Here is a 23,767-nt window from a genome sequence, read left to right as displayed (position 1 = left end):
CGTGCACATGGTGGTTCGAGGCATCCCCGCAGCAGTATCGACTTCGACAGTGACCGGGGTCATAGCGCCCCGATTCGAGAATTGATTTCGAGAGAGGTGCCGACCGTGTACGACTATGTCGTCGTAGGCGCCGGATCCGCCGGATCCGTGCTGGCGAGTCGATTGTCCGAGGACCGGCGGGTCCAGGTGGCCGTGATCGAGGCGGGGCCGCAGGACACGGCGGACGAAATCCATCTGCCGGTCGCATTTCCCTCTCTGTTCAAAAGTCCGCTCGATTGGGATTACGACACCGAGCCCGAAGCCGGGCTGCAATTCCGCCGCGCCTATCTGCCGCGTGGGCGTGTGGTCGGCGGAAGCAGCTCCATGAACGCGATGATCTACATTCGCGGAGCACGTGCCGACTACGACGGATGGGCCGCGGGCGGCGCCGACGGATGGAGCTTCGACGAGGTCCTTCCCTATTTCATGAAGGCCGAGGACAACGAACGCGGGAAGGACGCCTACCACGGCGTCGGCGGGCCGCTGGCGGTGAGCGAAAGCCGATCGCGGCATCCGCTGGGCGACGCGTTCCTGCGCGCCGCCGAGCAAGCGGGCCACCTCCGCAACGAGGACTTCAACGGGTCCACCCAACTGGGCGTCGGTCGCTATCAGGTGACACAGCGCAATGGCATGCGGTGCAGCGCCGCCGTCGGTTATCTGCACCCGGCCGCGTCGCGCCCCAATCTGACGGTGGTCACCGGCGCGCTCGCCCATCGAGTCGTCATCGAGAACGGCCGCGCGACCGGTGTGGTCATCGGCCGGGACGGCAGCACGGAAGTGATCCAGGCCCGGCGCGAGGTTGTTCTCGCCGCGGGCGCATACGGATCGGCGCATCTGCTGCTGTTGTCGGGTGTCGGCCCGGCCGATCAGCTGTCGGCGTTCGGGATCGAGACGATCCGCGACCTGCCGGTCGGGCGGAATCTGCAAGACCATCTGTCGGTGTTCCTCAACTACCGCACCGATCGCGAGTCGCTGATGACCGCACTGACCCCGGAAAACCTCGCTCTGCTGCAGGAACAAGGACGCGGCCCGCTGACCTCCAATATCGGCGAGGCAGGGGGCTTCATCGAGACCCGCGGCGGTCTCGCGGGGCCCGACATCCAGTTCCATATGGCGCCGGTGCTGTTCCACGGTGAAGGCATGGGGGCCGCGACGGAGCACGGATACGCCTTCGGCCCGTGCCTGATCAACCCGACGAGCCGCGGCGAAGTCACCTTGCGTTCCGCGTCCCCCGGCACGGCGCCACGTATCCAGCACAACTATCTCCAGACCGAAGAGGACCGCCAGAGCGTGATCGCCGGGCTGCGCAGCGCCCTCGGGATCGCCGATCAACCCGCGCTCCGGGAGCTCACCACCGGTGAATTCTCGACTCCCACTGGGGATTCCGATGCCGAGCTGCTCGATTTCGCGGCTCGGACGGCGCAGACCCTGTACCACCCGACGTCGACCTGCGCGATCGGCGCCGTCGTGGACCCGCGATTGCGCGTGCTGGGATTGCGCGGTCTGCGCGTGGCCGACGCGTCGGTCATGCCGTCGGTAGTGCGCGGAAACACCAACGCTCCCACGATCATGATCGGCGAGAAGGCTTCCGACATGGTCCTCGAGGACGCCGAATCGGAAGGAACCGAAGCATGACCTCGACCGTGACGGCAACCGTCGGCGCCGCGGTGTCCGCACTACGGCGTGGTGAAGTCGAATGGGCGCGCACCGCGCTGCCCGCACGGCGCCGACTGCTGGATCAGATTCATGTCAACACGGCGCGGCATGCGCAGGAGTGGGTCGAGACCGCGGCCCGGATCAAGAAACTGACCTCGGATTCGCCCTTGCTCGGTGAGGAGTGGGTGAGCGGACCGTATTCCCTGCTGACCGGGGCTGCCGCGCTCGCGGAATCCCTGCTGGCATTGGAGGAGGGGCGCAGCCCGGTCGACGGGTACCCGATGCGTCCGGCCCCCGGTGGCCGGACGGCCGTCGAAGTGTTTCCGCACGGAGTGTTCGACGCCCTGCTGCTCAACGGATTCCGCGCCGAAGTCTGGTCGCGGCCCGGCGTCGACGCCGAAACCGTTCGCGCCCGTGCGGGCCTGGGGCAGCGCACGCCGACCAGCACCGGCGGCATCGGCGTCGTCCTGGGGGCGGGCAACATCTTCTCGATCGCCCCTCTGGACGTGTTGTACCAGCTCTACGCGGACAACAGGGTGGTGGCGCTGAAGCTCAACCCGATCACCGATCCGCTGCTGCCGGTGCTGGAGAAGATCTTCGCTCCGGCGATAGAGCGCGGATTCGTGCGCCTGATCACCGGCGGCCCTGAAGTCGGCGCGGCCTTGGTGCACCACCCGGATGTGGACGCCGTCCACATGACCGGCAGCGCGGCGACCCACGACGCCATCGTGTTCGGCACCGGAGCGGAGGCCGAACGGAACAAGGCGGCAGGCACGCCCAGACTCACGAAGCCGATCACCAGCGAACTCGGCGGTGTTTCGCCCACCATCGTGGTGCCGGGCCGATGGTCCAACGCGGACCTGCGCTTCCAAGCCGAGCACCTGGCGACGCAGCGCCTGCACAACAACGGGTACAACTGCATCGCCGCACAGGTGGCGGTGATCTCCGCGGATTGGCCGCAAAAGGAGCGGTTCCTCGCCGAACTCCGCGCGGCTATCGGCCGCGCGCCGAAGCGGCCGGACTACTATCCCGGATCCTCGGACCGTGTCGAGGCCGCCCGACAGAGCTACCCGCAGGCGCAAGTGATCGGCGCACGCACTCTCATCGAGGGCCTGACACCGAATCGGCGCGAACCCGCTCTGCACACCGAATACTTCGCCCCGGTGCTCGGCGTGATCGAATTGCCGGGCGGCGACCCGGCCGAGTTCCTGGCGCGGGCGGTGCAGGTATGCAACGACGAGTTCGAGGGCACGCTCGGCGTCAACATCATCGCCCACCCGGCCACGATCAAACAGTTGGGCGACCGATTCGACACGGCCGTCACCGAACTGCGCTACGGCACGATCGCTGTCAACGCCTGGACCGGCTTGGGCTACCTCACCGCCCGCGCGTCGTGGGGCGCCTTCCCCGGGCACTCTCTGACCGATATCCAGAGCGGCATCGGTGTGGTGCACAACGCCTTGCTGATCGCCGAACCGGAACGAACCGTCCTGCGCGGGCCGTTCCGCCCCTCGCCTCGGTCGCTGCTGCACGGCGAATTCAGCCTGTCGCCGAAGCCGCCGTGGTTCGTCACCAACCGGACGGGCGCCACCACCTTGCGGCGTTTGACCAACTTCGCGAAGAAGCCCGGCGTCGCCCCGCTCGCGCCGATTTTCGCCTCCGCGCTGCGCGGCTGAAACCCATGAGACCAGCCCGGGCCCGGCGGCAACGTCGGCCCGGGCTCACCACGTTCCCGTCGGCCGGGCATTCTTCGAGAAAGACGAGCACGAAATGACTTACCACGAGCACGACCTGCCGATGCCGAGCACCATGCAGGATGAACCCCTTTCCTTGGCGACGCTGCTGCGCTACGCCACCACCGTGCACGCCGATGCCACGGTCCGTACCTGGACGGGCAGCGGGTCGCGGGTACTGACCTACCGCGAACTCGGTGACCGGGCCGCCCAACTCGCGCACGCCCTCACCGCGCTGGGAATCGGCCGCGGCGACCGAGTGGGCACTTTCATGTGGAACAACAACGAACACCTCCTCGCCTACTGTGCCGTACCCGCCATGGGCGCGGTGCTGCACACCCTGAATATCCGTCTCTTCCCGGAACAGATCGCCTTCGTCGCGAATCACGCGGGGGACAAGGCGGTGATCGTCGACGGTTCGCTAATGCCCGCCTTCGAGCAGGTGCTGCCGCAGTTGCGTACGGTCCGGCACGTCATCGTCGCCAACGGTGACGCGGCGGCGCTGCGCGCACCCGAGGGTGTGGCGGTACACGAACTCGACACGCTGCTGGCCGGACATTCGTCCACGTTCGACTTCCCCCTGCTCGACGAACGATCCGCCGCCGCGATGTGCTACACCTCCGGCACCACCGGTGACCCGAAAGGCGTTGTCTATTCGCACCGTTCGAACTGGCTGCACTCCATGCACGCCTGCACCACCGACGGCATGGGCATCAGGACGGGGGATCGGGTGCTGGCCATCGTCCCCTTGTTCCACGCCAACGCGTGGGGCCTGCCCTACGCCGCGCTCATGGTGGGCGCCTCGCTGGTGATGCCGGACCGCTTCCTGCAGCCGTCGCCGCTGCTGGAACTCATGGCAGCCGAACGCCCGAGTTTCGCCGCCGCCGTACCGACGGTGTGGAACGGTGTGCTCGCCGCGGTCGACGCCGCACCGCAGGACCTCGGCCATCTGCGAGCGGTCGTGGTCGGAGGCTCGGCCGTGCCGCCGCAACTGATGCGCGCCTTCGAGGACCGCCATGGAGTGCGCATCATCCAGGCATGGGGGATGACCGAGACCTCGCCGCTGGGCTGCGTCGCGTGGCCGCCACCCGGAATTGAGGGCGAAGACGCCTACGCCTACCGGGTCACCCAGGGACGCTTCCCCGCTCCGGTGCAAGCGCGCCTCGTCGGAGATGACGGCACGGAGCTGCCCCGCGACGGAAAAGCCGTGGGGGAGCTGGAGGTTCGGGGTCCCTGGATCACCGCGTCCTATTACTCGCCCGATGCGGGAACGGTCGGCTCCGACGCGTTCCGTGACGGCTGGCTGCGCACCGGTGACGTCGGGACCATCACCGCCGACGGCTACCTCACCCTGGTCGATCGAGCCAAGGACATCATCAAGTCCGGCGGCGAATGGATCTCGTCGGTCGCGCTCGAGAACGCGATCATGGCGCACCCGGACGTCGTCGAGGCCGCCGTGTTCGGCGTACCCGACGAGAGATGGGACGAGCGACCGGTCGTCGCCGCCGCGTTGCGGGCCGGAGCGGAGGCGGACGCGGGCGTGCTGCGTGCGTTCTTGGCCGGTAGGACAGCGAAATGGCAACTGCCCGAGCGCTGGACTTTCCTGCCCGAAGTACCCAAGACCAGTGTCGGCAAATTCGACAAGAAAGCCCTGCGCGCCCGGTACTCGTCAGGCGAACTGGATATCGTCGTCATCGATTCGACCAGCACGCAGACGAACTCGGACAGCAGGGCGGGTTGATCGGCACAGGCTCGCCGACCCGGCTCCGCGCAATCGCGAACCCATCACGGAGATGGCCGGCACCGCTGGGGTCATGCCCACGGCCACTGCCGACGTCGCCGCGAGGTCGAACGACCGTCGGCCATGGCGGCGTAAGTGAGGGAAGTGACCAGCCCGTACGCAAGATGTGGCACGAGATCACTGAGCCAGTCGGAACGTGTCCATCGGCGGGGATCGGAAACACCCAAGTCGAGAAGCGACAGCGCCGTGACGGACATGGCCGTGGCGGTATTGACCGTGCTGGCGGCGAGAATCGACGGCTGCCATCTCATGGAACGGGCGAAACCGTAGGCACAGCCGACCGAAACGCCGGTCCCCGTGCCCAGTAGCGCACCCGCGCCGGAAATCCGGCTGCGCCGTTGTTCCTCGTCACCGGGCACCTGCACGCCCAACCTGTCGGTCATGCGCTCGACGCTCTGTTCGGGCGTGCGACTCGGTGGTCGGCCGCGCGCGATCATGTCGAGGAAGGTGACGGCGTTCAACGCGGTCGTGCCCGCGGCTCCCGCCGCGGCGCCGCGGAGGATCGACTTCAGCATCGCTACACACCTCACATCGGCACGATCGTCTTCAGCCAGCCGTCCTCGCGCCGGTCGAACGTCTCGTAGGCTTCGATGATCGAGACCGGGTCGGCGCGCTGGGTGATGAAGGCGGTCGGATCGATGTCGCCCCGGGCCACCCTGCCCAGCAGGCCGGGGACGTAGCGGCGGTGGTTGCAGTTGCCGCCCTGAACGGTGAGATTGCGGTTGACCACGGCGCCGATCGGGAAAGCGTCGAAATTCGGCGGATAGACTCCGATGACGCCGACGCTACCGGCTTTGGCGACTGCCTCGAGTGCCCACCGCGCCGCCAAGCTGGGCGCGTCGCCGGCCAACCACTGCGCGCCCTCGGTCCTGCCCTGCGGGGCCGCCTTCTTGCGCTCGGCTTCCAGCGTCGAATCCGAAACCGGAAGATCCTGCGCGGCCGGTCCGGACTTCGGGCGTTGGGCATCCACACCGACCGCGTCGATCACCCTGTCCACTCCGATACCGCCGGTCAGCTCGCGCACCGTTGCCACCGGATCCTCGGCATTGAAATCGATCGGCTCGGCGTTCTGCGCGCGAGCGGTCGCCAGACGATCGGCGATACCGTCGATGACCAGCACCCGTGCCGCGCCTTGACGCTTCGCTGCGGCGATCGCGCATTGCCCGACCACGCCCGCACCGAGCACCAGTACCGTGTCGCCCTGCCCGACTTGCGCCAATCGGGCGCCGAACCAGCCGGTCGGCAGCACATCGGAGACCATGATCGCCTGTTCGTCGGACACCGAATCCGGGACTTTCACCAGCGTGGTGGCGGCGAAGGGGATGCGCGCGTAAGCGGCCTGCAGCCCCGCGACGGGGCCTGTGCTCTCCGGTCCGCCGAAGAAACTGGTTCCCGCCTGCGGTCCGTTCGGGTTCGCGGTATCGCACTGGGCGAAGTAGCCCGCACGACAGTAGGAGCAGGTCCCGCATGCGATGGTCGAGCACACTACGACCCGATCGCCCTGGCTGAACCCGCGCACCGCTGCTCCGGTCTCCTCCACTACTCCGACAGCCTCGTGCCCGAGCACTGTTCCCGGCTGCATGCCCGGCATCGTGCCGCGCACGAGATGGAGATCGGTACCGCAGATAGCCGAGGTCGTGATCCGCACGAGCGCATCGGTCGGTTCCACTATTTTGGGATCATCGACTTCGTCGAGCCGGATATCTCCCACGTCGTGCCACACCACTGCCTTCATCGAAGCACCCTCCTCGCCGTCAACTTGCAGAGCGCACACCCGTCCGCTCGACTCGCGATGCGGAGTTCACGACGGCTGGAGTGGGTCGTGTCCGAGTGACATCAGATGCCTGCGCCAGTCGTCTCTGCCCGCGCGCGGCTCGCGCTCTGCTTCCGCACCGCGCGCCGCGGTGATCTCGTCTACGGCCCGGCGCATCACCGCGATGTCGTCGGCATCGAGGTCGGTACGACGTTTGCCGAGAACCGCAAGGATGCGCCGGCCGATCTCCGGCCCCGCGCGATCGGGTTCCGTTTCGGTGCCGGTATCGGCGCCTTCGGTGCGCAGCCAGTCGCGCAACTGCCGGGACGACATATTGACCAGGCGGTGGAATTCCTCCCACAGCTCGTCGTCGATGACGGTTTCGGCCATGGCTTCACCTCCAGTCGGTTGTCCCGGCGGACGCGTGGCGACTACCCGGGCCTGGGTGGGCCAAACCACCGTTCGGAGCGTATTCCGAACGCACTCGCGGATTCGGATTCGTGCACGCCGAACCGGGTACGCGCCGGATGTGTATGGCATGAATCTCAGAGAAATAGCGCAACGGCGGGGCCCGTTCGTCTCGCTCTGCGTCGACGCCTCGCACAACACCGAAGACGCCGAGCAGCAAAAAGCGTTACGGTGGCGCTCGATCCGCGAGCAATTGGCCGCCCAGCACGTTCCCGAGAAGACGCTGACGCTACTCGACGACGCGATCAGCAAAGTCAAGGCGGAGAAAGGGCGTGCAGGCCGCCTGCTGATCGCCGATTCGGACAGCGTCCTCGTCGATCACATGCTCGCCGAGCCGCCCGCACGGGAGACAGTGCGGGTGTCGGCGCTTCCGTATCTGTTGCCTCTCATCGAGCAGCAGTCCCGCGAGGTGCCGCATGTGATCGCGGTCGTCGATCGTGTCGGCTGCGATCTGTACGGCGTCGACGAGGACGAGAACCTGATCGAGATGACCGCCGAAGGCACCGCGCATCCGGTGCACAAGATCCGTCACGGCGGAGGGTGGGCACACCTTTCGATGCAGCGCCGGGTAGAGGAAGTGGTCCGCCGGAACGTCGGGGAGGCCGCCACGGCGGTCCGCGATCTCGCGGATCGCGTCGGAGCGCAGGTCATCGTGCTGGTCGGTGAGGTCGGCGCCCGCGCAGCGCTGGCAAAGGCGCTCGATTCGCCTACCGCTCGGATCGTCGAGGTCGAGGCCGGTGCCCGGGCCGCGGGTGCGGACTCCGCCGCGCTGGAAGCGCAGGTGCAGCAAGCGGTGCGGACGCAGGCACGGCAGCACCAGGGACAGGTTGTCGAGCAACTGAATACCGCGCGGGGCAGGGCCGACGGCCTGGCCGTGGAGGGGCTGCCCGAGACGGTCTCGGCGCTGCTGGCGGCGAACGCCGATACTTTGCTGATCGATCCGGACACCGTGGGGGACCGATCCGTCGAACTCGATCCGGAATTGCTTCGCGGCATCACCGCGGCGCAGTGGATCGATGATGCGTCATCGTCCAGCGCCTACCGCGCGGACGAAGCGTTGCCGGTGGTCACATTGCTGCAGGGTGGCTCGATCGTGCCCGTCGAAGGTGCTGTCGTACCCCGGGAAGGGGTCGCCACCCTTTTGCGCCACCGCTAGCGCGCCGTGTCCAGCCACCGCAACAGGAGAAGATCCCATGGAACGAGGAAATACCAAGCACGGTCCCGTACACGACGACGAGTTGGCCCACGAGTTGGAAGGCACGATACGAGGCAATCGTTCCAGCCGAGCAGAAGAGTGGCATGACCCCGAGCCGCCGGCTGACGACGACACCCTCATCAACGAACAGGTGCAACGGACCGAACATCCGTAGCACTTCGAACTGAATCATCGAATTTGCCGGACGCTGTAATACAGCAGTGCGGAATGGTGGACGTACGCGCGTTGCCGCGGTTCGAGGTTGCATCTTGTACCTGGGTACGGGCTTACCGTGAGGGCATGATGATCACGCCTCCCGCCGGGGATTGGGTACCGGACTCGTGCACGCTGCCCACCGTTGAACAGTCGGTACGAGTCGCTGAGTTCGACCGGTTCTTCGCCGAATCGGTGCGGCGCACGGATCGGCCCGCGCGCACGCGACTGGATCTCTTACTGGCCGCCGGCGCGGAGGAGGAGGGCCGTGACCTCGCCGCGCGCGAGTCCGGTTGCTGCTCGTTGTTCACCTTCGGCTTCGATGCCACCGAGGACGGTCCGGTGATGCGTATCGCCGTTCCCGACAATCAGGCCGCGGTACTCGACGCGCTGGCCGCGCGGGCGGACGCCTGGATCGGCGGCGATCGGCGTTGACCGGGTTGCGCACCGGCGAGCTGGCCGCGGCCACCGGGGTGAACACGCAGACGTTGCGGTACTACGAGCGGCGTGGTCTGCTCGCCGAACCGCAGCGGTCTCTCGGCGGGCATCGACTGTATCCGGAGCGGTACGTCACGGTGTTGCGTGTGATCAAGGCGGCCCAGCGGCTGGGGTTCACCCTCGACGAGGTCGCCGAGCTTTTGTCCGCCACCCCATCGGGTCGCCGTACTGCTGTCGGGCTACAAGCGCGCGCGGCGGCCAAATTGGCCGAGATCGACGCGAAACTCACCGAGCTGACCGCGGTGCGCGACACCCTGCATGCCGCATTGGAGGCAGGTTGTGACGACTTGCTCGCCTGCAGCGAAAGCCCTTGCTGCCCAGTACCATTCACCACCGACTCCGCCGGTGAAGGAGGCGAGTGTGGGTGCTGAGCGCACGCGGACGCGACGCTGGTGGGTACCGATCGGGCTGGGCGCGCTTCTGTCTGTCGGATGCTGCGCGCTTCCAGTCCTGGTCGCCGCCGGAATCTTCGGCGGCGGGGTGGCGTTGGTGAGCATTTCGTGGCTGGAGTCGCTGGGCATCGCCCTCATTGTCGCCGGTGCGATCGGTCTGTTGTGGACCCGCGCCCGGCGCGCCGGATGCACGACCACCTCGGGGCATTGCGCGGATGCGGGATGCGGCTGCGACACGGGCGCCTCACCATGAATTCGCCGCGCTTTTCGAACGACGGCTGGCTGTGCCGTGCCTGGTGCGTTCGGCGGTGACGTGACCTGCGGCTTTGACCGTGGCGAGTACGGGTGTCACTTCCAGTGTTCGAATGGCGTCGTCGCTGCCGAGGCGGCGGGTCAGGTAATGGTGCAAGGCGCTGGGATTCGGGCACATCGCCTGGGCCACGAGGTTACTCGGACCGGTGGTGGCCAGCACGAAGGCGAGTTCGGGATGCCGCGCCAACTCGAGGCCGACCTGGTCGAGCCGTGCGGGAGCGACCGACATCCACAGCAGTGCCTGGGTGGCGGCGCCGAACAGGGTGTCGTCGGCCTGGACATCGAAGAAGATCTCGCCCTGCGCCCGTAGATCGGCCAGGCGGCGCGCGACCGTCGCCGGGGACCATCCGGTGGCTGCCGCCAGCTCGGCCAGCCCGGCCCGTCCATCGGCTTGCAGCGCGGACAACAGGGCATCGTCGGCGCTGGAGAGCCCGCGTGCGGACAGCGCGTCGTGATGGGGTGGCGTGAGTTGTCGCTGCTGGTGCTCGGTGAGCGTTGCGACTTGTCCGTGCCACGGCGTCGGACCGCCCAAATAGGTGTGGAGCACGTAGTGAGCCGACACGGTCGTGATACCGGCGGTGCGGGGGATCTCCTGCAGCAGCAGCGGATGTGCCGCGTCCGCCTGGTGCGACATGCGAAGGATGAGAAGGATTTCCGTGCCACCCGACAGGAGTTTGATCCACGAGGTGTCGGGACGTCGGGCGAGGGAATGCGCGAGTGTCCGGGCTGCCGTCGTGGTGGCGCCGAGGCGGACCAGCCAGCGGGTGTGGTCGTCGCGGTCGAGACGGCTCAGACCGACCACCCGCAACCCGGCCTCGGCGCGCAGTCGCCGGTAGCGCCGGGCCACCGTCTGCGTCGACACCCCGAGCACCGTGCCGATACGGCTGAACGGTGCGCGGCCATCGATGTGCAGCGCATGGACGATGCCCCGGTCCAGCTCGTCTATCACGGTCATTTCTTTCAGCATTCCGTCTTCAATGGAAAATTTCCACCGATATCTCCCTGTGGATGGAGATGGCGGGCGCTCCGGGCCGATGCTGGGTCCCGTCGTCGGACAGGACGCGACGACAACGATCCACTGAAGGGACTCTCATGATTCTGGTTACCGGCGCCACCGGCACTGTCGGCCGCTCGCTCGTCGACCGACTCGTCGCCGCGAAGGTGCCCGTGCGCGCGATGACCCGTCGGCCCGCCGCCGCTGGTCTTCCCGCTGCCGTCGACGTCGTCGCGGGCGACTTGAGTGATCGCGGCAGCATCGCCGCGGCGCTGCGCGGGGTGGACCGCGTGTTCCTGCTTTCCGCCGGCCCCGACATCCCAACCCACGACGCGAACCTGATTCGCGAAGCCGTACGCGCCGATGTCGCGCACGTCGTCAAGCTGTCCTCCGGGCGTACCGGCGACGACACCGCGACCGACTCCATCCCGAGCTGGCATCGCCGCGGTGAACAGGCACTGCGCGACAGCGGCATTCCGTGGACGATCCTCGGCCCGCTCGGGTTCATGGCCAACGCATTGCACTGGGCCGACTCGATCAGGAACCGCGACAGCGTGTTCGCCGCCTATGGCCACGGCCGCATCGCGGTCGTCGACGAACACGACATCGCCTCCGTCGCCGCCACCGTGCTCACCACCGACGGTCATGACGGGCGAACCTATCGGCTCAGCGGACCGGAGGCTTTGACCCCCGCCGAGATGACCGCCGTACTCGCCGACGTGCTGGGCAGGCCGCTACGGTTCTTGGAAGTCGAGCCCGCCGCCGCCCGTCAGGCGATCTTGGACCACGGACTTTCCGAGATCATGGCCGACGCCATCATGGCACTGCGCGCCACCGCACTGGAGTCGTTCACCTCCGTCGTGCATCCGACGGTGCAAGAAGTCACCGGCGTGCGGCCGACCTCGTTCCGCGAGTGGGCAACCCGACACCTTGCCGACTTCGCGCGTGTGTGACAGCGCGCGCACATCTCGATTCCTACCGTTTCAGATTTTCGTGCGGCGTGTCGCGGAAGGTCAGTCCGCAGCGTCGGATTTGAATGCAGGCTGGCCGGTCGACAAATGCGCGAACTACTGGAGGTAGAAGATCGTGATCCGGCGGTTTCTTTTGCCCGGCAGCAGGCGCAGCGGTGCGATCGGCGGTGTGGCACTCGGGCTGCTCTTGGCGACGACGGCAACCGCGCAACCGCTGTATCCACTGCCCGATCCGGACCCGTTCTATGCCGCCCCGGCGGATCTGGCGGCACACGAAGCAGGGGATGTGCTGGGTGTGCGGGCGCTGCCCGCGCTGGCGATCTTCCCCGCAGCCACTGTCACGCTGGTCAAGTTCCGGTCCACCGACTCGCATGGAGCGCCGATCGCTGCGACTACGACGGTTCTGACTCCCTTCGCCCGACAGCCCGGCGGGCCACTGTTGTCGTATCAGCATTTCATCAACGCGCTCGGCACCGGCTGCGCGATATCGCACAAGCTGTACAGCGACGATCTGAACCTGGTGGCGACCACGCCGATCTTGAACGTGGCGCTGGCGCGGGGCTGGACTGTGGCGCTGCCGGATCACCTCGGGCCGCAGTTCGCTCTCGGGGCAGCGCGTTTGGGTGGCCAGGTCGTATTGGACGGCATCCGTGCGGTGAAGCGGCTACCCGCACTCGCCGTGGAGCACAGCCCCGCGGTCATGGCCGGTTATTCCGGCGGTGGCCTGGCCACCGCATGGGCGGCCGCGTTGCAGCCGGCATACGCACCGGAGCTGAAACTCGCGGGTGCGGCCATCGGTGGTGCCCCGATGAATCTGATGACGATGGCCGAGACACTGGGCCTGGACCGGCACCCCTCGTTCGGGTTGGCCATGGCGGCGGCGATCGGTCTGGAGCGGGAGTACCCGGACAGACTGCCGACGAGCTCGTATCTCAACCCGCGCGGCCTCGCGGTCGCTCAGGACATGGCCAACAGCTGCAGCAACGACATCCTCACCGCGGGCGTCGACGGCAGCGCTCGGGAGTACCTCGACAACACCTCGATCATCGACAGCCGCGAAGCCCGCTCGGTGGTGGAGGAGAACAGCCTGGAACTCTATCCCGGGATGCCGGAAAATCCGATCCTCGAATGGCATTCGCCGAAGGACCAGCAGATTCCGCTCGGTGCGATCGAGAATACCGTCCGCCGTTGGTGCGCGGCCGGGGTGCGGGTGCAGACGGTGCTGGTGCCGTCGGTTGAATTGCCTTCCGCGCTGGAACATTTGGCCCCTGCGGTATTGGGTGCGCCTGCGGTGCTGCTGTGGCTCGAAGGCCGGGCCCGCGGAGAGCTCGCCCCTACCAATTGCTGACATCGACGCCCACGTAGCGAAGCGGAACTGCGGCAGGTGGCTGCCGAACTCGCGATGGGCGGATGGCCCCTGGCCTGCAGGAGGTAGACCGCGTCGGTGTGGTGCGCGGTCACTTCATGAGTGCGAAGTTGCGCCAGAGGTTGATGAGGCTTTCGGTTCCTCCGAACAAGGTGGTGAAGTTGGTGGAGTCGATCATGACGATGTCGCCTGCGCGTCGGTCGGTGGGCGGCAGCCAGATCAGGGTGTTGAATTCGGTGTTGCCTTCGGCGGTGAAGGGGTGTGGGCGGTCGAGGTCGATGGGTTGCCGGGCGAGCAGGCGCACCGATGCGCTTGCGGGCGCGGTGAGGTGATAGTGCGGGAGGTGAGGGTGGAAGTTGAATGTGGTGACGTTGTCGAGCAGGTGCAAGTCATCGAGGTCACGAACTGTGCTGAGCGGCGCAATGGATTTCGTGCCTTCGGCGACGGCGGGTCGGAGTCCGTACATGTTGTGCACCGGAACGTCGAGGGCTGTCATCAGTGAGCGGGTGTAGGCGCTGAAGCGTTGTTGGCGCGGCACCAGCGGGTCGCCGTGGTGCTGGTATTCGACTTGGCGTTGCTGGAGGTCGTCGGTGCAACCCACGTCGTGATGAGGCGCCAAAAGCAGACAGGTGCCTTCGCGTCGCAGCCATTCGTCGAGGGCCGCGATCTCGTCGGGCGCGGCTTCCGCCTGACCGAGAACGTGGTCGAGGCCGAAGATCATGAGAGTATCGGTGTCGGCCAGAATGCGTTCGTCGAGGGGGAGTTCGAACCCGGCTTGATCGATGCGCTGGAAGACCGCGACGGGGTGACCGGTGGCCTCTCCGGCGATCTGCTGGAAGGTGAGGGTGGAGCGGTGGAACAATTCCAGCGTTCCGGCGATCCCTTGCAGAAAGTGCGCGGCGTCGTACTCGGGCGTCTCGTAGGCAGGCCAAGCCGCTTGGCGCACCTCGGTCATGGTGGAGAAGCGGTTGTCCAGCGCGGCGGGATCGCGCTGGGCTTCCCAGGGATAACTCCAAGTCCAGTAGATGCTCAACCGGCGTCTGCCGGGAGTGTAGGTGCGTGGCAGCTGAGATTGGTTGTAGGTGCGTGCCTGGGTGACGGTGCTCATGGTGCCACCTCGTTGTCGGTAGGGGTGCAAAGGTAGCGCAGTGCGCGAACACCGGGCATGAAGAAGTACGCGCCACCCCTGAGAGTTGTGAACGCCGGTAATCCTCTGATGGTCTTGCGGATCGGACGTTTGGGGATCTTGTATTCCAGGGTGCCGTCTTGGTTGCCGATGATCGGATCCCGCTCGTTGCCGAGTTCGTGGAACGTCTTGTCGTTGATCCACACGTTCTGGGCGAATTCGAATTGGCGCACCAGGCTGGCACACAGCACGAAGGCCGCGATTCCGCGCTCGGCGCCGTCCTCGGAAACGCCTTCGGGGAGGTGCGGTCCGTAGGTGGCGCCGCGGCGGATCATGCGCCGCCGCTGCATGTTCACCGCGGTGTCGCGGGGATTCAGCCTGCGGATGTGCGAGCCCAAAGGCACGGCGTACCCGTAGGGGTCCATCTGTTTGTAGTTGAAATCGTTGTTTCGCCGCATATCTGCCCCGAGTTCGGGATCGTCCCGCTCGGGGGCGAGCACCAGAGGGGCGCCGCTGCGCCAGCGGCCCATGAGTTTCGCGGCCAGCAACTCCTGTTCCTCCGGGGTGTCGGTGTGCTCGGCCAGGAACTCGCGGAATCGCCCGACGTGTTCTTGTAAGCGCCGGTAGGCCATGTAGCTGCCGTTGCGCGACAACACCTCCGGTTGCGGCAATCCCACCGGAGGACCGTCCTCGTCGGGATATCCCAGGATGAACTCGCCGGCCTTGAGCGGGGCACCCGTGCCCGGTGTGGGCTGCTCACCGGAGCCTTCGATCACCGGCTGCGACAACCTGTCGCGGTAGCCGAAATGGTCGTGCGGGTACTCCAACGGCGGAACGGCCGCGAGGTCCAGCGACGACAGCACCGTCACTCCGGCGCAGCGGCCGACCAGCTGCTGGTGCTCGTGCACCCAGCGAGCGCGTTCGGCGTCGTCGTGGGCGAACAGGATCGCGATCGCGTGCAGATCGTCGCCCGCCAATCCACCGACCCAATGGTCGGGGTGATCGGTCCCGGTGTCGCCCAGGACGCCGGCCCGCGCTGCCATGCCCTGGCGGAACTCCTCGGGGAACGTTGCCAGTGACTGTTCGGGCACGCCGAGTGCGCGCAGGCCGGTCCAGGTGAACGCGAGTGTCACCCATCGGCGGTCGGTGGTCACGGAGCGTTGTGCGTCGGCGGCCGAGGCCACGCGGTCGACCATGGCCGACAGCCACGCCCGCCCACCGGTGGCACTGGCGAACGACAGGAACTCGTAGCGTCCGGTCAGCGCTGGGACGCGGGTCAGCAGAATGTGCTGAATGTCGTCGAGTTCGAGCATCAGCAAACCTCTCGGTCCCTACTGCATCTGGTCGAGCATGTCGGAAAATGCCGCCTTCACGCGCAGCGCCTTCTTGACCTCGTCCGCGGTCACATAGGGGTACTCACCGTACTCCAAGAAGCTCGGGAATTGATGCTCACGAAAGAACTCGATCACCGCATCGGTATTGGTCTTCCAGTCTTCGGGGAACCCTTCGAGGTTCACGAATACGGTTGTGATGCCCGTCGACAGGAACAAGGCGATAGCATCCTCGACGTACTTGTCGAAGTCGGTGTCGAAGATCCCCTGATATTGGAAACACAACCCGTCGCCGATGTCGAACAGTACCCACCGCAAGTAATGCAGCCGGAGCGGCGCCAGCACAGTGGGATCTTCGGCTACCGCGGCCTCGATTTGCTTGCCGTACTCCCGGATCGCCTCCTCACGGCCGGGTTTGACCCGCGCGATGATCGAGAAGCCGTAATTGGCGGGTGTGCGGGGAAAGACCGGCCCGTACCGGCCTTGCTCGAGCTCGAAGAACCCCTCCTTCGGCAGGGCCATCGCCGCCGGCTTGGACCAATCCGCATCGCCTGTGGTCATTTCCGCCTCCATCTCGAGCGGTGCGGCGCGAAGCGAGCTGAAATCCCTTGGCCGAACCGCTCTCGTCGTTGTTATCTGATCGTTTGTCCGAGGTGTGGGTCTCGGAACCCATCGCTTCCCTTGGGTAAGCGGATTGCGACGATCGCTGGAGCCGGGGATGGATGGGGCTGCTGCTGGTCCGCATTGCTGCCTGCGACAGCGGGCCGCGCGCCGGTCGAGCCGACCCGCCGCATCTCGACCGTGGCACGGCTGGTCTCGGGACAAGGATCCGATTTTTCGCGGGTCCATGTTCCGGTCAAGAATGCGGTGGGTTCGGGACCCACGTCGGACGGGAACAACTCCCAATGAAATGTCGCGATGGTGTGCGGCTCGTTCGATTCCGCGGAGCAGGGAAAGGGGATGCTGTAATCGGTCCGCCAGACCCCGCCCTCGAGCCTCAACATCGGAGCGAAGACGGCGCGAGGATCTTTGCGCGGATCTGTGCCGGAATTTGTGTCCGTCGTTGCGGCGCAGCGGTCGCCCTCACGCATGCACAGGGTGTTGTATTGCTGCCGGAACTTGCTCGGCGGTGGGGGATTGGGAACGTCTGGTGTCGCGGTATATGTGATGGTTACGTCGTAGGAGCCGCTGATCGGCGCGATGGTCGGGCTGGGACCGCGGTCGGGGATGGTTTCGGGAGGGACGACGTCGACCTTCGGATCGATCTCGCCGACGCGGGAAAGCTTCATCTCTTGTTGTTGGGTGTATGCGCAAGGGCCGCCGACGAAACTGAAGGAGTTTCCGGTCCATGCCGGGATGCCGGGTCGGAATTCGAGTCTCTGCCATGCCGGGACGTTCTGCGGCACCTTGGTGATCGGATTTTCGCAATCGGGGTCGGGGCGGGCCCGTATGTCTCTTGTGATCGTCCACGTGCCGTCGCGATAGTCCGCGCTGAACTTGGCCGGGGCTGTCTCCCGCTCGGACGTGCTCTGGCTGGTTATCGAGGCCACGCAGCGTTCGCCGTGCGATGGACAGTCGGATCGGACTGACCATATCCTTTCTTGCGGGGGACTGTTGTCCGGCTTCCCGTTGAGAGTTTTGGGCGTGTAGGTGACTTCGTATTTGCCGTCGAAAGCGACTTCAGGCTTCGATGGCCGGGTGAGCCACCAAATACCCGCCCCTAGTGCCGCGGCGATGAACGCGGCGACCACGGTCACCACTACCCCCACGACAGGCCGTTTACGTCGAGGCGGTGTGGTGCCGTCGCGTGGGATCCCGCCCGATTCGGATCGGATGGGCTGAAGACCGGGCAGATCTACGGGAGGTCCAGCGTTGATCGTGGACTTTTGCTCCGCGTACGGCTCTGTGGAGGGTACCGGCGGCGGCGTCCCGGGCCGATCGCGGAGACCTCCGAAGCCGGGGGGCACCGAAATGGGGCCGGCTCGGGGGGCGCTTCCGGCGGCAACCGCAGGAGCAGTGGTGAGAGCGTGTTCGGCGGCGGCTGCCAGCTCTCCTGCGGTCTGGTAGCGGTCGTCCGGGTCCTTCGCCATGCCCCGGGCGATGACATCGTCGAACCCGACCGGTAGGTCGAGCCGCCGCATGCTCGGCGCCGGGGGTGCTGCGGTCAGGTGCGCCGCGACCTGTTGTTCCGTGCTGGTGCTCGGGTAGGGCGGTATTCCGGTCAGGAATTCGCACAACACACAGGTAAGGGCATATACGTCGGACCGAGCGTCGGCGACCCCGCTGGTGAATCGCTCCGGAGCCATGTAGGCCAAGGTGCCGATCATCGTGCTGGTGCTGGTCAGCGGGGTATTGCTGGCCGAGCGCGCGATACCGAAGTCGATCAGATAGACGAAGCCGGTATCGGTGACCAACAGGTTGGATGGTTTGACGTCGCGGTGTACCAAACTTTGGGCGTGCGCCGCATCCAGTGCCGCCGCGACTTGGGAGATCACCCCAACCGCTGTCGCCGGCTCCATCGCACCATCGCGGTTGAGCAGCGTTCTCGCGTCGTCGCCATCGATCAAGCGCATATCGAGATAGAGGTGGCCTTCGATCTCGCCGTAGCCGTGGATCGGGACCACATGTGGTTCGCGCAGTTGAGCGGTGTCGTGAGCCTCGCGTCGGAACCGCTCCCGGAAGCTGGGATCAATCGCACAGCGCTCGGGCAGCAATTTGATCGCCACGATGCGGTCGGTAGCGGTGTCATAGGCCCGCCATACCTGGCCCATGCCGCCTTCGCCGATCAACTCGTGCAACCGGTAGCGACCGAACGCTATGCCGTTCACCGACCACCTCCCGCACGGATGAATCGCGTTCGCTATGGAGGATCAGCATTGTGAAAAGGTCGCGGTATCGATGATATCGGCCTCGGCATTCCTACTGCATCATTGTCGCGATGCTGCCCGCGTTGCACCTATCCGAGACAGTTTTCGACGGGCTGGCCGACGCGTCCGATCCTCACACTTTCTCGGTGGCGGGCAGATGGGCCGCGCAGACCGCCTCGACGAATTCGCCGACGGTGCTATCGGACAGATTGCGGGCCAGATCGGCCTCGGTGATGATGCCGACCAGCATGCCGTTGTCGGTGACCGGGAGCCGACGGATCCGCTGCTGCTCCATGAGGACCAGCACGTCGCGCACATCGGTGTCGATATCGACGGTATGCAGTCGGTCGGCGCCCTGCGCCAATTCGCCGGCGGTGGTGGTCTTCGGATTAGCGCCGACACCGACCACCTTCACGACGATATCCCGATCGGTGACTATGCCGACCGGACGGCATTCGCCGTCGCAGATGGGCAGTGCGCCGATGTCGAGCTGCCGCATGCGTTGGGCGGCTGCCTCCATGGTTTCTCGAACACTGATGTGCTGTACGTCGGGCCGCATGATGGTCCGCGCGGTCGTCATGATGCATCTCCTTCTATTACGGCGGCGTGTTCGCTACTCCGATCATCATTCGACGGTGGCGAAGGTATCGACAGGGCAGAAGGTCCTCTGGCGACCGCCTCGGGACCGTTGCACGCCCCGGAGAGTGAGTGTACAGTCACTCACATGAGCAGACGTGCCACTCTCTCCACCGCGGAACTCCGGCGCGAGGCCGTCGTCGACGCCGCGATCGACGAGTTCGCCCGCACCGGCTATCACGGCACGCCGATCACGAGCGTCGCGGCACGCGCATCGATCTCGCCCGCGTACGTCTTCAAGTTGTTTCCCGGCAAGGTATCGCTGTTCGTCGCCGCGCTCGATCGCGCCTTCGAACTGATCGAGGAAGCGCTGTCGGCCGGTGCGTCCCGGCCGGGCGAGACCGACCCGGATGCGATCCTGTATCGGATGGGTGGCGCCTACGCCGAGCTCATCGCGGACAACCGACTGCTCATGGTGCAGGTGCACGCCCAATCCGCGGCCGGCATCCCGGAAATCGCCGCCGCTATGCGCAACGGGCTCGAACGGGTCACCGCGTTCGCCGCGGAGCGGTCCGGCGGCAGCGCCGAGCAGGTCCAGCGCTTCATCGCCTACGGCCAGCTCTGTCATCTGATCACCACGCTCGACATCGACGCGAGCGCAGGAGAGTGGGCGGCAATGCTCACCAAGGGGATCCGGCACCCGAACCGCATGTAATCGACGTCCTGAGCGGCGAAATCGCCGTTTACCCACAGAGTGATTGATCAATCACACACTAGGAGGTTCCGAGATGAGCACACCGAACGTGACAGTTACCGAGATCGTGTTGCCCGGCAGAGTCGAACCGAGCGGACTGCGGGTGCGGCAGCGCGAACTGCCGCCACCCGGTCGGGGGCAGGCGCTGGTGCGGGTAGAGGCCACTGGAGTCTCCTTCGCCGAGCAGCAGATGCGGCGTGGCAAGTACTACGACCAGCCGCCGTTCCCGTTCGTGCCCGGCTACGACTTGGTCGGCGAGGTCGTCGCCGTGGGTTCGGGAGTGGACGCGGCGCTGCGGGGCCGCAGGGTCGCCGCGCTCACCAAGACCGGCGGCTGGCGCAGCCACGTGCTGCTGGACGCCGCCGACTTGGTGCCGGTGCCGGACGGGCTCGACCCGGCCGAAGCGGAGACGCTGGTCGTCAACGGGATCACCGCGTGGCAGATGCTGCACCGGGTCGCCGGAACCCGGCGCGGTGCGACGATTCTGGTGCACGGCGCGAACGGCGGCGTCGGCTCCACGCTGGTGGAGCTGGCCCGCGCGGCCGGTATCGCGGTGATCGGCACCGCGTCGGCCCGCAACGAGGACGCGGTCCGGGCGCTCGGCGCGCAGTGGGTGGACTACCGCGGCGACGTGCCCGCCCAGGTCCGGGCGCTGGCGCCGAACGGTGTTGACGCGGTGTTCGACCACGTCGGCGGCCCCGGCATCGTGGACTCCTTCCGGCTGCTCGCGCCCGGTGGCACCCTGGTGTCCTACGGCACCGCGGCCACCCGTGACGTCGAAGGCGATTCCCGGCTTCCCGTGCTGAAACTGCTCGCCCGGCTGCAACTGTGGAACGCGGTGCCGAACAAGCGCAGAGCGCACTTCTTCAATCTGTGGGCGGGCAAGCGCGACGCCGCGGCCTTCCGCGCCCGGATCGCCGAGGACCTCGGGCAGGTGTTCGATCTCGCGGTGGCCGGGTCATTGCGGGGACAGGTCGCCGCCCGGTTGCCGCTCACCGAGGTCGCCGAGGCGGTGCGGCTCGCGGAGTCGGGCACGGTGGTCGGCAAGGTCGTGCTGGAACCGTGAACCACGGCTCCCGGACTCCCGATGGTCGCACGGCATGCCCGAGATCATGTCTCCGGTCTCGGCGAGTACCGCGGCAGCGCCGCGCCCGGGAAGCATGCCCACTGAGCTGCTCGGCGTCCGCCCGGCTCGGCAGCCGAAATGGTCGCCACCGTATCCGAATGGTCACAGCGATCGGCATTCCGCATCAGGTCGGGTATCCCGGGGGTAGCGTCCTTGTCGCAGTGTGCACGTTCTCTCCTGAGCACCAAGCAGTTTCTGCTCGCTACCACTCGGACTGTTCGTCCGGGACGGTTACCGATTCAGACCGCACGGAACCAGGACAAGGAGATCGTCATGAAAGCCACACGCCTCGTTCGTTTGGGTCTTCCCCCGTTCTTCGCCGCCGCGGCGGCGCTGTTGTTCTGTCCGCCGACCGCCACGGCGCAGGAGATGTGGAACTACAACTGTTCGTCCCATTCGCCGGTGTGGGAAGGCAGAGTGACCGCTATGGACTGCACGCCGTCGAACGGTGCGCCCGCGAGTGGAGAGATCACGCAGCCGTTCCAGGTGAACGGCGGCGAGGTCATGAACTGCTCGTCCGGATGGGCGCACCTCCCCGACTTGATGGGCAAGGAATGCGGACCGGCACCGATGCGATAGCTGATCGACCGCGTCGGCGGGTGGACCTTGTCGATTCCGGCAAGGCCCACCCGTTTTCTGCTACCAGGAGTTTCAATGATCGTGTCAAGCCGCGGCGCTGATCGGGGCTGGTGCCTCGGTGGCGAAGGTGCGGTTGTCGCGGACGAGTGCCCAGATGACGTCGATGAGGCGGCGGGCCAGGGCGATGAGTGCTTGGGTGTGGACCTTTCCCTCGGCTCGCTTCTTTTGGTAGAAGGCGCGGGAAGGTCCGTCGGTGCGGCGGATGCTCGACAGCGCGGCCATGTAGAAGACCTTGCGCATGCCGCGGTGGTATCGCTTGGGGCGGTGCAGGTTTCCTTTGACCTTGCCGGAGTCGCGGGGCACCGGTGCCAGCCCGGCGTAGGCGGCCAGCCGTGCGGCGCTGCCGAACACGGTGCGCAGGTCGCCGCCGGCGTCGGCCAGCAGTTGCGCGCCCAGGATCGGGCCGAATCCGTCCACGCTGGTGATGGCCGCGGCGTGGGGATGGTCGCCGAATCGTTCGGTGAGTTGTTTGTCGAGGTCTTTGATCTCGCGGTCGAGATCGAGCAGAAACCCCGCGGACGACCCTGCCTGCATCTCCATAAACAGCGACTTCGCGCACAGATTTCAATCAGCGGCCAAGGCGTCCAGAACGACGGGGCGGCCACTCTTAGGAAGCCACCCAGCGGCGAGATTCGATCAGCCACAACCCGCCGTCCTGGGCATCCAGAGCGTCTGGCCCTGAACACCTACAACCTTATGGATGATTCGATGACCATCACTGCCGAGGACCTTTCGCACCGGCGCCGCTGCGTCGAACTCGCCAGGGAGGGGCTCGACGACGGGGACGAGCCGTTCGGCTCGCTCCTGGTCTCGGCCGACGGGGAAGTGCTCTTCGAGGACCGGAACCGGATCAAGGCGGGTGACGCGACACGTCATCCCGAATTCGAGATCTCTCGCTGGTCCGCGGCGCATCTGTCGCCTCACGAGCGCGCCGCGGCCACCGTCTATACCTCCGGCGAGCACTGCCCGATGTGCGCGGCGAGCCACGGATGGGTCGGCCTCGGGCGGATCGTTTACGCCGTGTCGTCCGGTCAATTGGTGTCGTGGCTGGCGGAGTGGGGTGTCCCGCGTGCCCCGGTCGCGGCGCTGCCGATCACCGAGGTCGTGCCGGACGCCATGGTCGACGGACCCGGTCGCCGAACTCACCGACTGGATCGAGGCACTCCACCGTGCGCACGCTTTCCGCAGCTGAAGCGGCGCCACACAGCCGCAACGGTGTTCAGTTCTCGGCGGCTGTGCGCAGGTCGGTCAGCCAGGCTTCGAGTCCGGCGCCGAAAAGTAGGTGGAGGTCGATACGTCGGCTTCGACTTGGGCCCGTTCCAGTTCTCCTCGGTGCGTACGAGGACGCCGCGACGGGGGTGAAGGTCCAGACGTGAGTGCCGTCGTCGATGCTCATTCCGGCGCCGATCGCTGGGCCGGTCCAGCGGATGCACCGGCCGGGTCGCATCTGCGCTCGAACTCGCCGGGCACTTCGCCGGAATGGGTTTCGACCCGCCCTAGTGTTCGCCGAGGAACTCGATAGCTTGGTGGCACACTGACAGCTGAGTCCGGCGCGGCCCGAGAGCTGCTGCGACGAATAGGCGCGTGTAAGACAGCCGTTCTCGGGTCGGTCATGGTTATGGGCAGGCTGCTCTGGCCTTCGCCGCGCACAACGCAGGCGAAGGCGCGACGGGCACATACCTGCCGCATCCGGGAGGCGGTGCGATCCACCGCCCCACCAAGGCGCCTGGGGATCGACCCTCACCCGCCCGGCCGGTTCACCGTCCATCCCTGGTGTGTGTGGTCAGCGCACGTAGGACATGACGGTCATCATTCCCCCTTCCTGGTGATAGGCATTGTGGCAGTGCAGCATCCATTGTCCAGGATTGGTGGTGTCGAGGTCGGCCTCGACGGTTTGCATGGATGCGACCACGACGGTGTCCTTGCGGGGTCCGTTTCCTGTGAGGGTGCGGAGTTG

The 23,767-nt window shown here is 66.5% G+C and carries 23 protein-coding genes and 1 pseudogene; 13 read left to right on the top strand and 11 right to left on the bottom strand.

The genetic code is table 11. From position 1 onward, the window contains the following. Positions 1-105 precede the first annotated feature (105 nt). The 3 genes from ACFV2O_RS27965 to ACFV2O_RS27955 all read left to right on the top strand — a co-directional run bounded on the left by ACFV2O_RS27965 (position 106) and on the right by ACFV2O_RS27955 (position 5,169). Positions 106-1,674, top strand: a complete 1,569-nt coding sequence (locus tag ACFV2O_RS27965) for a GMC family oxidoreductase (RefSeq protein WP_379254350.1) — start codon at positions 106-108, stop codon at positions 1,672-1,674. Further along, the gene (locus tag ACFV2O_RS27960; RefSeq protein ID WP_379254348.1) at positions 1,671-3,371 is read left to right on the top strand and encodes an aldehyde dehydrogenase family protein; all 1,701 of its coding nucleotides are present in this window, start codon (positions 1,671-1,673) and stop codon (positions 3,369-3,371) included. The genes ACFV2O_RS27965 and ACFV2O_RS27960 overlap by 4 nt, the downstream gene beginning before the upstream one ends. A 121-nt stretch (positions 3,372-3,492) precedes the next feature. Beyond that, entirely contained in the window at positions 3,493-5,169 is a 1,677-nt protein-coding gene (locus ACFV2O_RS27955) for a long-chain fatty acid--CoA ligase (RefSeq protein WP_379254539.1), read from the top strand. Between the two features lie 71 nt (positions 5,170-5,240). On the opposite strand, the gene ACFV2O_RS27950 is transcribed toward ACFV2O_RS27955, so the two are convergent. The 3 genes from ACFV2O_RS27950 to ACFV2O_RS27940 form a co-directional block, all read right to left on the bottom strand. Next, complete coding sequence (locus ACFV2O_RS27950) at positions 5,241-5,744, bottom strand: hypothetical protein (RefSeq protein WP_379254346.1); 504 nt, start codon at positions 5,742-5,744, stop codon at positions 5,241-5,243. 11 nt (positions 5,745-5,755) lie between these two features. Further along, positions 5,756-6,964, bottom strand: a complete 1,209-nt coding sequence (locus ACFV2O_RS27945; RefSeq protein ID WP_379254344.1) for a zinc-dependent alcohol dehydrogenase — start codon at positions 6,962-6,964, stop codon at positions 5,756-5,758. Positions 6,965-7,030: 66 nt separating this feature from the next. After that, positions 7,031-7,372: a DUF3140 domain-containing protein gene (locus tag ACFV2O_RS27940; protein ID WP_356964245.1), complete on the bottom strand. Its 342-nt coding sequence runs from the start codon at positions 7,370-7,372 to the stop codon at positions 7,031-7,033. A 148-nt stretch (positions 7,373-7,520) separates the two neighbouring features. Here ACFV2O_RS27940 and ACFV2O_RS27935 point away from each other — a divergent pair, with 148 nt between their 5' ends. The 4 genes from ACFV2O_RS27935 (at position 7,521) to ACFV2O_RS27920 (ending at position 9,727) form a co-directional block, all read left to right on the top strand. Continuing rightward, positions 7,521-8,606, top strand: a complete 1,086-nt coding sequence (locus tag ACFV2O_RS27935) for a Vms1/Ankzf1 family peptidyl-tRNA hydrolase (protein ID WP_379254343.1) — start codon at positions 7,521-7,523, stop codon at positions 8,604-8,606. A gap of 37 nt (positions 8,607-8,643) precedes the next feature. Beyond that, positions 8,644-8,820, top strand: a complete 177-nt coding sequence (locus ACFV2O_RS27930) for a hypothetical protein (protein ID WP_355073830.1) — start codon at positions 8,644-8,646, stop codon at positions 8,818-8,820. A gap of 125 nt (positions 8,821-8,945) precedes the next feature. Further along, positions 8,946-9,293 carry a hypothetical protein gene (locus ACFV2O_RS27925; RefSeq protein WP_379254341.1) on the top strand — a complete coding sequence of 116 codons (348 nt, stop codon included), beginning with the start codon at positions 8,946-8,948 and terminating at the stop codon, positions 9,291-9,293. Beyond that, the gene (locus ACFV2O_RS27920) at positions 9,290-9,727 is read left to right on the top strand and encodes a MerR family transcriptional regulator (RefSeq protein ID WP_355073826.1); all 438 of its coding nucleotides are present in this window, start codon (positions 9,290-9,292) and stop codon (positions 9,725-9,727) included. The genes ACFV2O_RS27925 and ACFV2O_RS27920 overlap by 4 nt, the downstream gene beginning before the upstream one ends. 265 nt (positions 9,728-9,992) lie before the next feature. Here the strand turns inward: ACFV2O_RS27920 and ACFV2O_RS27915 are convergent, their stop codons facing one another. After that, positions 9,993-11,015, bottom strand: a complete 1,023-nt coding sequence (locus ACFV2O_RS27915; RefSeq protein ID WP_379254339.1) for an Lrp/AsnC family transcriptional regulator — start codon at positions 11,013-11,015, stop codon at positions 9,993-9,995. 137 nt (positions 11,016-11,152) lie between these two features. Between ACFV2O_RS27915 and ACFV2O_RS27910 the strand changes: the two genes are divergently transcribed. Together ACFV2O_RS27910 and ACFV2O_RS27905 are read left to right on the top strand one after the other, a co-directional pair. After that, complete coding sequence (locus ACFV2O_RS27910; protein WP_379254337.1) at positions 11,153-12,007, top strand: NAD(P)H-binding protein; 855 nt, start codon at positions 11,153-11,155, stop codon at positions 12,005-12,007. 136 nt (positions 12,008-12,143) lie between these two features. Then, the gene (locus tag ACFV2O_RS27905) at positions 12,144-13,373 is read left to right on the top strand and encodes a lipase family protein (RefSeq protein WP_379254538.1); all 1,230 of its coding nucleotides are present in this window, start codon (positions 12,144-12,146) and stop codon (positions 13,371-13,373) included. Between the two features lie 109 nt (positions 13,374-13,482). Here the strand turns inward: ACFV2O_RS27905 and ACFV2O_RS27900 are convergent, their stop codons facing one another. From ACFV2O_RS27900 to ACFV2O_RS27880, 5 genes are all read right to left on the bottom strand, one after another. After that, the gene (locus ACFV2O_RS27900) at positions 13,483-14,499 is read right to left on the bottom strand and encodes a hypothetical protein (protein WP_379254336.1); all 1,017 of its coding nucleotides are present in this window, start codon (positions 14,497-14,499) and stop codon (positions 13,483-13,485) included. After that, on the bottom strand, positions 14,496-15,830 hold the full coding sequence (locus ACFV2O_RS27895; RefSeq protein ID WP_379254334.1) for a Dyp-type peroxidase: 1,335 nt from the start codon (positions 15,828-15,830) through the stop codon (positions 14,496-14,498). The genes ACFV2O_RS27900 and ACFV2O_RS27895 overlap by 4 nt, the downstream gene beginning before the upstream one ends. An 18-nt stretch (positions 15,831-15,848) precedes the next feature. Then, positions 15,849-16,409 (bottom strand): hypothetical protein, encoded by a 561-nt coding sequence (locus tag ACFV2O_RS27890; protein ID WP_379254333.1) that lies wholly within the window; start codon positions 16,407-16,409, stop codon positions 15,849-15,851. 71 nt (positions 16,410-16,480) lie between these two features. Next, positions 16,481-18,676 (bottom strand): serine/threonine-protein kinase, encoded by a 2,196-nt coding sequence (locus tag ACFV2O_RS27885; protein WP_379254332.1) that lies wholly within the window; start codon positions 18,674-18,676, stop codon positions 16,481-16,483. Between the two features lie 172 nt (positions 18,677-18,848). Beyond that, entirely contained in the window at positions 18,849-19,295 is a 447-nt protein-coding gene (locus ACFV2O_RS27880; RefSeq protein ID WP_379254330.1) for a CBS domain-containing protein, read from the bottom strand. A gap of 144 nt (positions 19,296-19,439) precedes the next feature. Here ACFV2O_RS27880 and ACFV2O_RS27875 point away from each other — a divergent pair, with 144 nt between their 5' ends. From ACFV2O_RS27875 to ACFV2O_RS27865, 3 genes are all read left to right on the top strand, one after another. Further along, positions 19,440-20,006 carry a TetR/AcrR family transcriptional regulator gene (locus ACFV2O_RS27875; protein ID WP_379254329.1) on the top strand — a complete coding sequence of 189 codons (567 nt, stop codon included), beginning with the start codon at positions 19,440-19,442 and terminating at the stop codon, positions 20,004-20,006. A gap of 73 nt (positions 20,007-20,079) precedes the next feature. Next, positions 20,080-21,111 (top strand): medium chain dehydrogenase/reductase family protein, encoded by a 1,032-nt coding sequence (locus ACFV2O_RS27870; protein ID WP_379254327.1) that lies wholly within the window; start codon positions 20,080-20,082, stop codon positions 21,109-21,111. Positions 21,112-21,444: 333 nt separating this feature from the next. Further along, entirely contained in the window at positions 21,445-21,750 is a 306-nt protein-coding gene (locus tag ACFV2O_RS27865) for a hypothetical protein (protein ID WP_364426146.1), read from the top strand. A gap of 84 nt (positions 21,751-21,834) precedes the next feature. On the opposite strand, the gene ACFV2O_RS27860 is transcribed toward ACFV2O_RS27865, so the two are convergent. Beyond that, positions 21,835-22,350 carry a transposase gene (locus tag ACFV2O_RS27860; RefSeq protein ID WP_379254325.1) on the bottom strand — a complete coding sequence of 172 codons (516 nt, stop codon included), beginning with the start codon at positions 22,348-22,350 and terminating at the stop codon, positions 21,835-21,837. A 168-nt stretch (positions 22,351-22,518) separates the two neighbouring features. Here ACFV2O_RS27860 and ACFV2O_RS27855 point away from each other — a divergent pair. Further along, positions 22,519-23,002 (top strand): annotated as a pseudogene (locus tag ACFV2O_RS27855) (nucleoside deaminase). 591 nt (positions 23,003-23,593) lie between these two features. Here the strand turns inward: ACFV2O_RS27855 and ACFV2O_RS27850 are convergent. After that, positions 23,594-23,767, bottom strand: a 174-nt coding sequence (locus ACFV2O_RS27850) for a multicopper oxidase domain-containing protein (RefSeq protein WP_379254537.1), incomplete at its 5' end; no start/stop codon positions are given.

This window comes from Nocardia sp. NPDC059691 (assembly GCF_042733915.1).
GTDB classification, from domain to species: domain Bacteria; phylum Actinomycetota; class Actinomycetes; order Mycobacteriales; family Mycobacteriaceae; genus Nocardia; species Nocardia sichangensis.
Note: the sequence above shows the minus strand (reverse complement) of the source record. Positions and strands in the feature narration are given on the sequence as shown.

Coding starts and splice junctions, on each gene's coding strand:
- ACFV2O_RS27865 (WP_364426146.1), top strand. CDS start 21,445: ATGAAAGCCACACGCCTCGTTCGTTTGGGTCTTCCCCCGTTCTTCGCC.
- ACFV2O_RS27940 (WP_356964245.1), bottom strand. CDS start 7,372: ATGGCCGAAACCGTCATCGACGACGAGCTGTGGGAGGAATTCCACCGC.
- ACFV2O_RS27870 (WP_379254327.1), top strand. CDS start 20,080: ATGAGCACACCGAACGTGACAGTTACCGAGATCGTGTTGCCCGGCAGA.
- ACFV2O_RS27945 (WP_379254344.1), bottom strand. CDS start 6,964: ATGAAGGCAGTGGTGTGGCACGACGTGGGAGATATCCGGCTCGACGAA.
- ACFV2O_RS27875 (WP_379254329.1), top strand. CDS start 19,440: ATGAGCAGACGTGCCACTCTCTCCACCGCGGAACTCCGGCGCGAGGCC.
- ACFV2O_RS27930 (WP_355073830.1), top strand. CDS start 8,644: ATGGAACGAGGAAATACCAAGCACGGTCCCGTACACGACGACGAGTTG.
- ACFV2O_RS27890 (WP_379254333.1), bottom strand. CDS start 16,409: ATGACCACAGGCGATGCGGATTGGTCCAAGCCGGCGGCGATGGCCCTG.
- ACFV2O_RS27895 (WP_379254334.1), bottom strand. CDS start 15,830: ATGCTCGAACTCGACGACATTCAGCACATTCTGCTGACCCGCGTCCCA.
- ACFV2O_RS27880 (WP_379254330.1), bottom strand. CDS start 19,295: ATGACGACCGCGCGGACCATCATGCGGCCCGACGTACAGCACATCAGT.
- ACFV2O_RS27900 (WP_379254336.1), bottom strand. CDS start 14,499: ATGAGCACCGTCACCCAGGCACGCACCTACAACCAATCTCAGCTGCCA.
- ACFV2O_RS27860 (WP_379254325.1), bottom strand. CDS start 22,350: ATGGAGATGCAGGCAGGGTCGTCCGCGGGGTTTCTGCTCGATCTCGAC.
- ACFV2O_RS27955 (WP_379254539.1), top strand. CDS start 3,493: ATGCCGAGCACCATGCAGGATGAACCCCTTTCCTTGGCGACGCTGCTG.
- ACFV2O_RS27910 (WP_379254337.1), top strand. CDS start 11,153: ATGATTCTGGTTACCGGCGCCACCGGCACTGTCGGCCGCTCGCTCGTC.
- ACFV2O_RS27925 (WP_379254341.1), top strand. CDS start 8,946: ATGATGATCACGCCTCCCGCCGGGGATTGGGTACCGGACTCGTGCACG.
- ACFV2O_RS27960 (WP_379254348.1), top strand. CDS start 1,671: ATGACCTCGACCGTGACGGCAACCGTCGGCGCCGCGGTGTCCGCACTA.
- ACFV2O_RS27915 (WP_379254339.1), bottom strand. CDS start 11,015: ATGACCGTGATAGACGAGCTGGACCGGGGCATCGTCCATGCGCTGCAC.
- ACFV2O_RS27950 (WP_379254346.1), bottom strand. CDS start 5,744: ATGCTGAAGTCGATCCTCCGCGGCGCCGCGGCGGGAGCCGCGGGCACG.
- ACFV2O_RS27935 (WP_379254343.1), top strand. CDS start 7,521: ATGAATCTCAGAGAAATAGCGCAACGGCGGGGCCCGTTCGTCTCGCTC.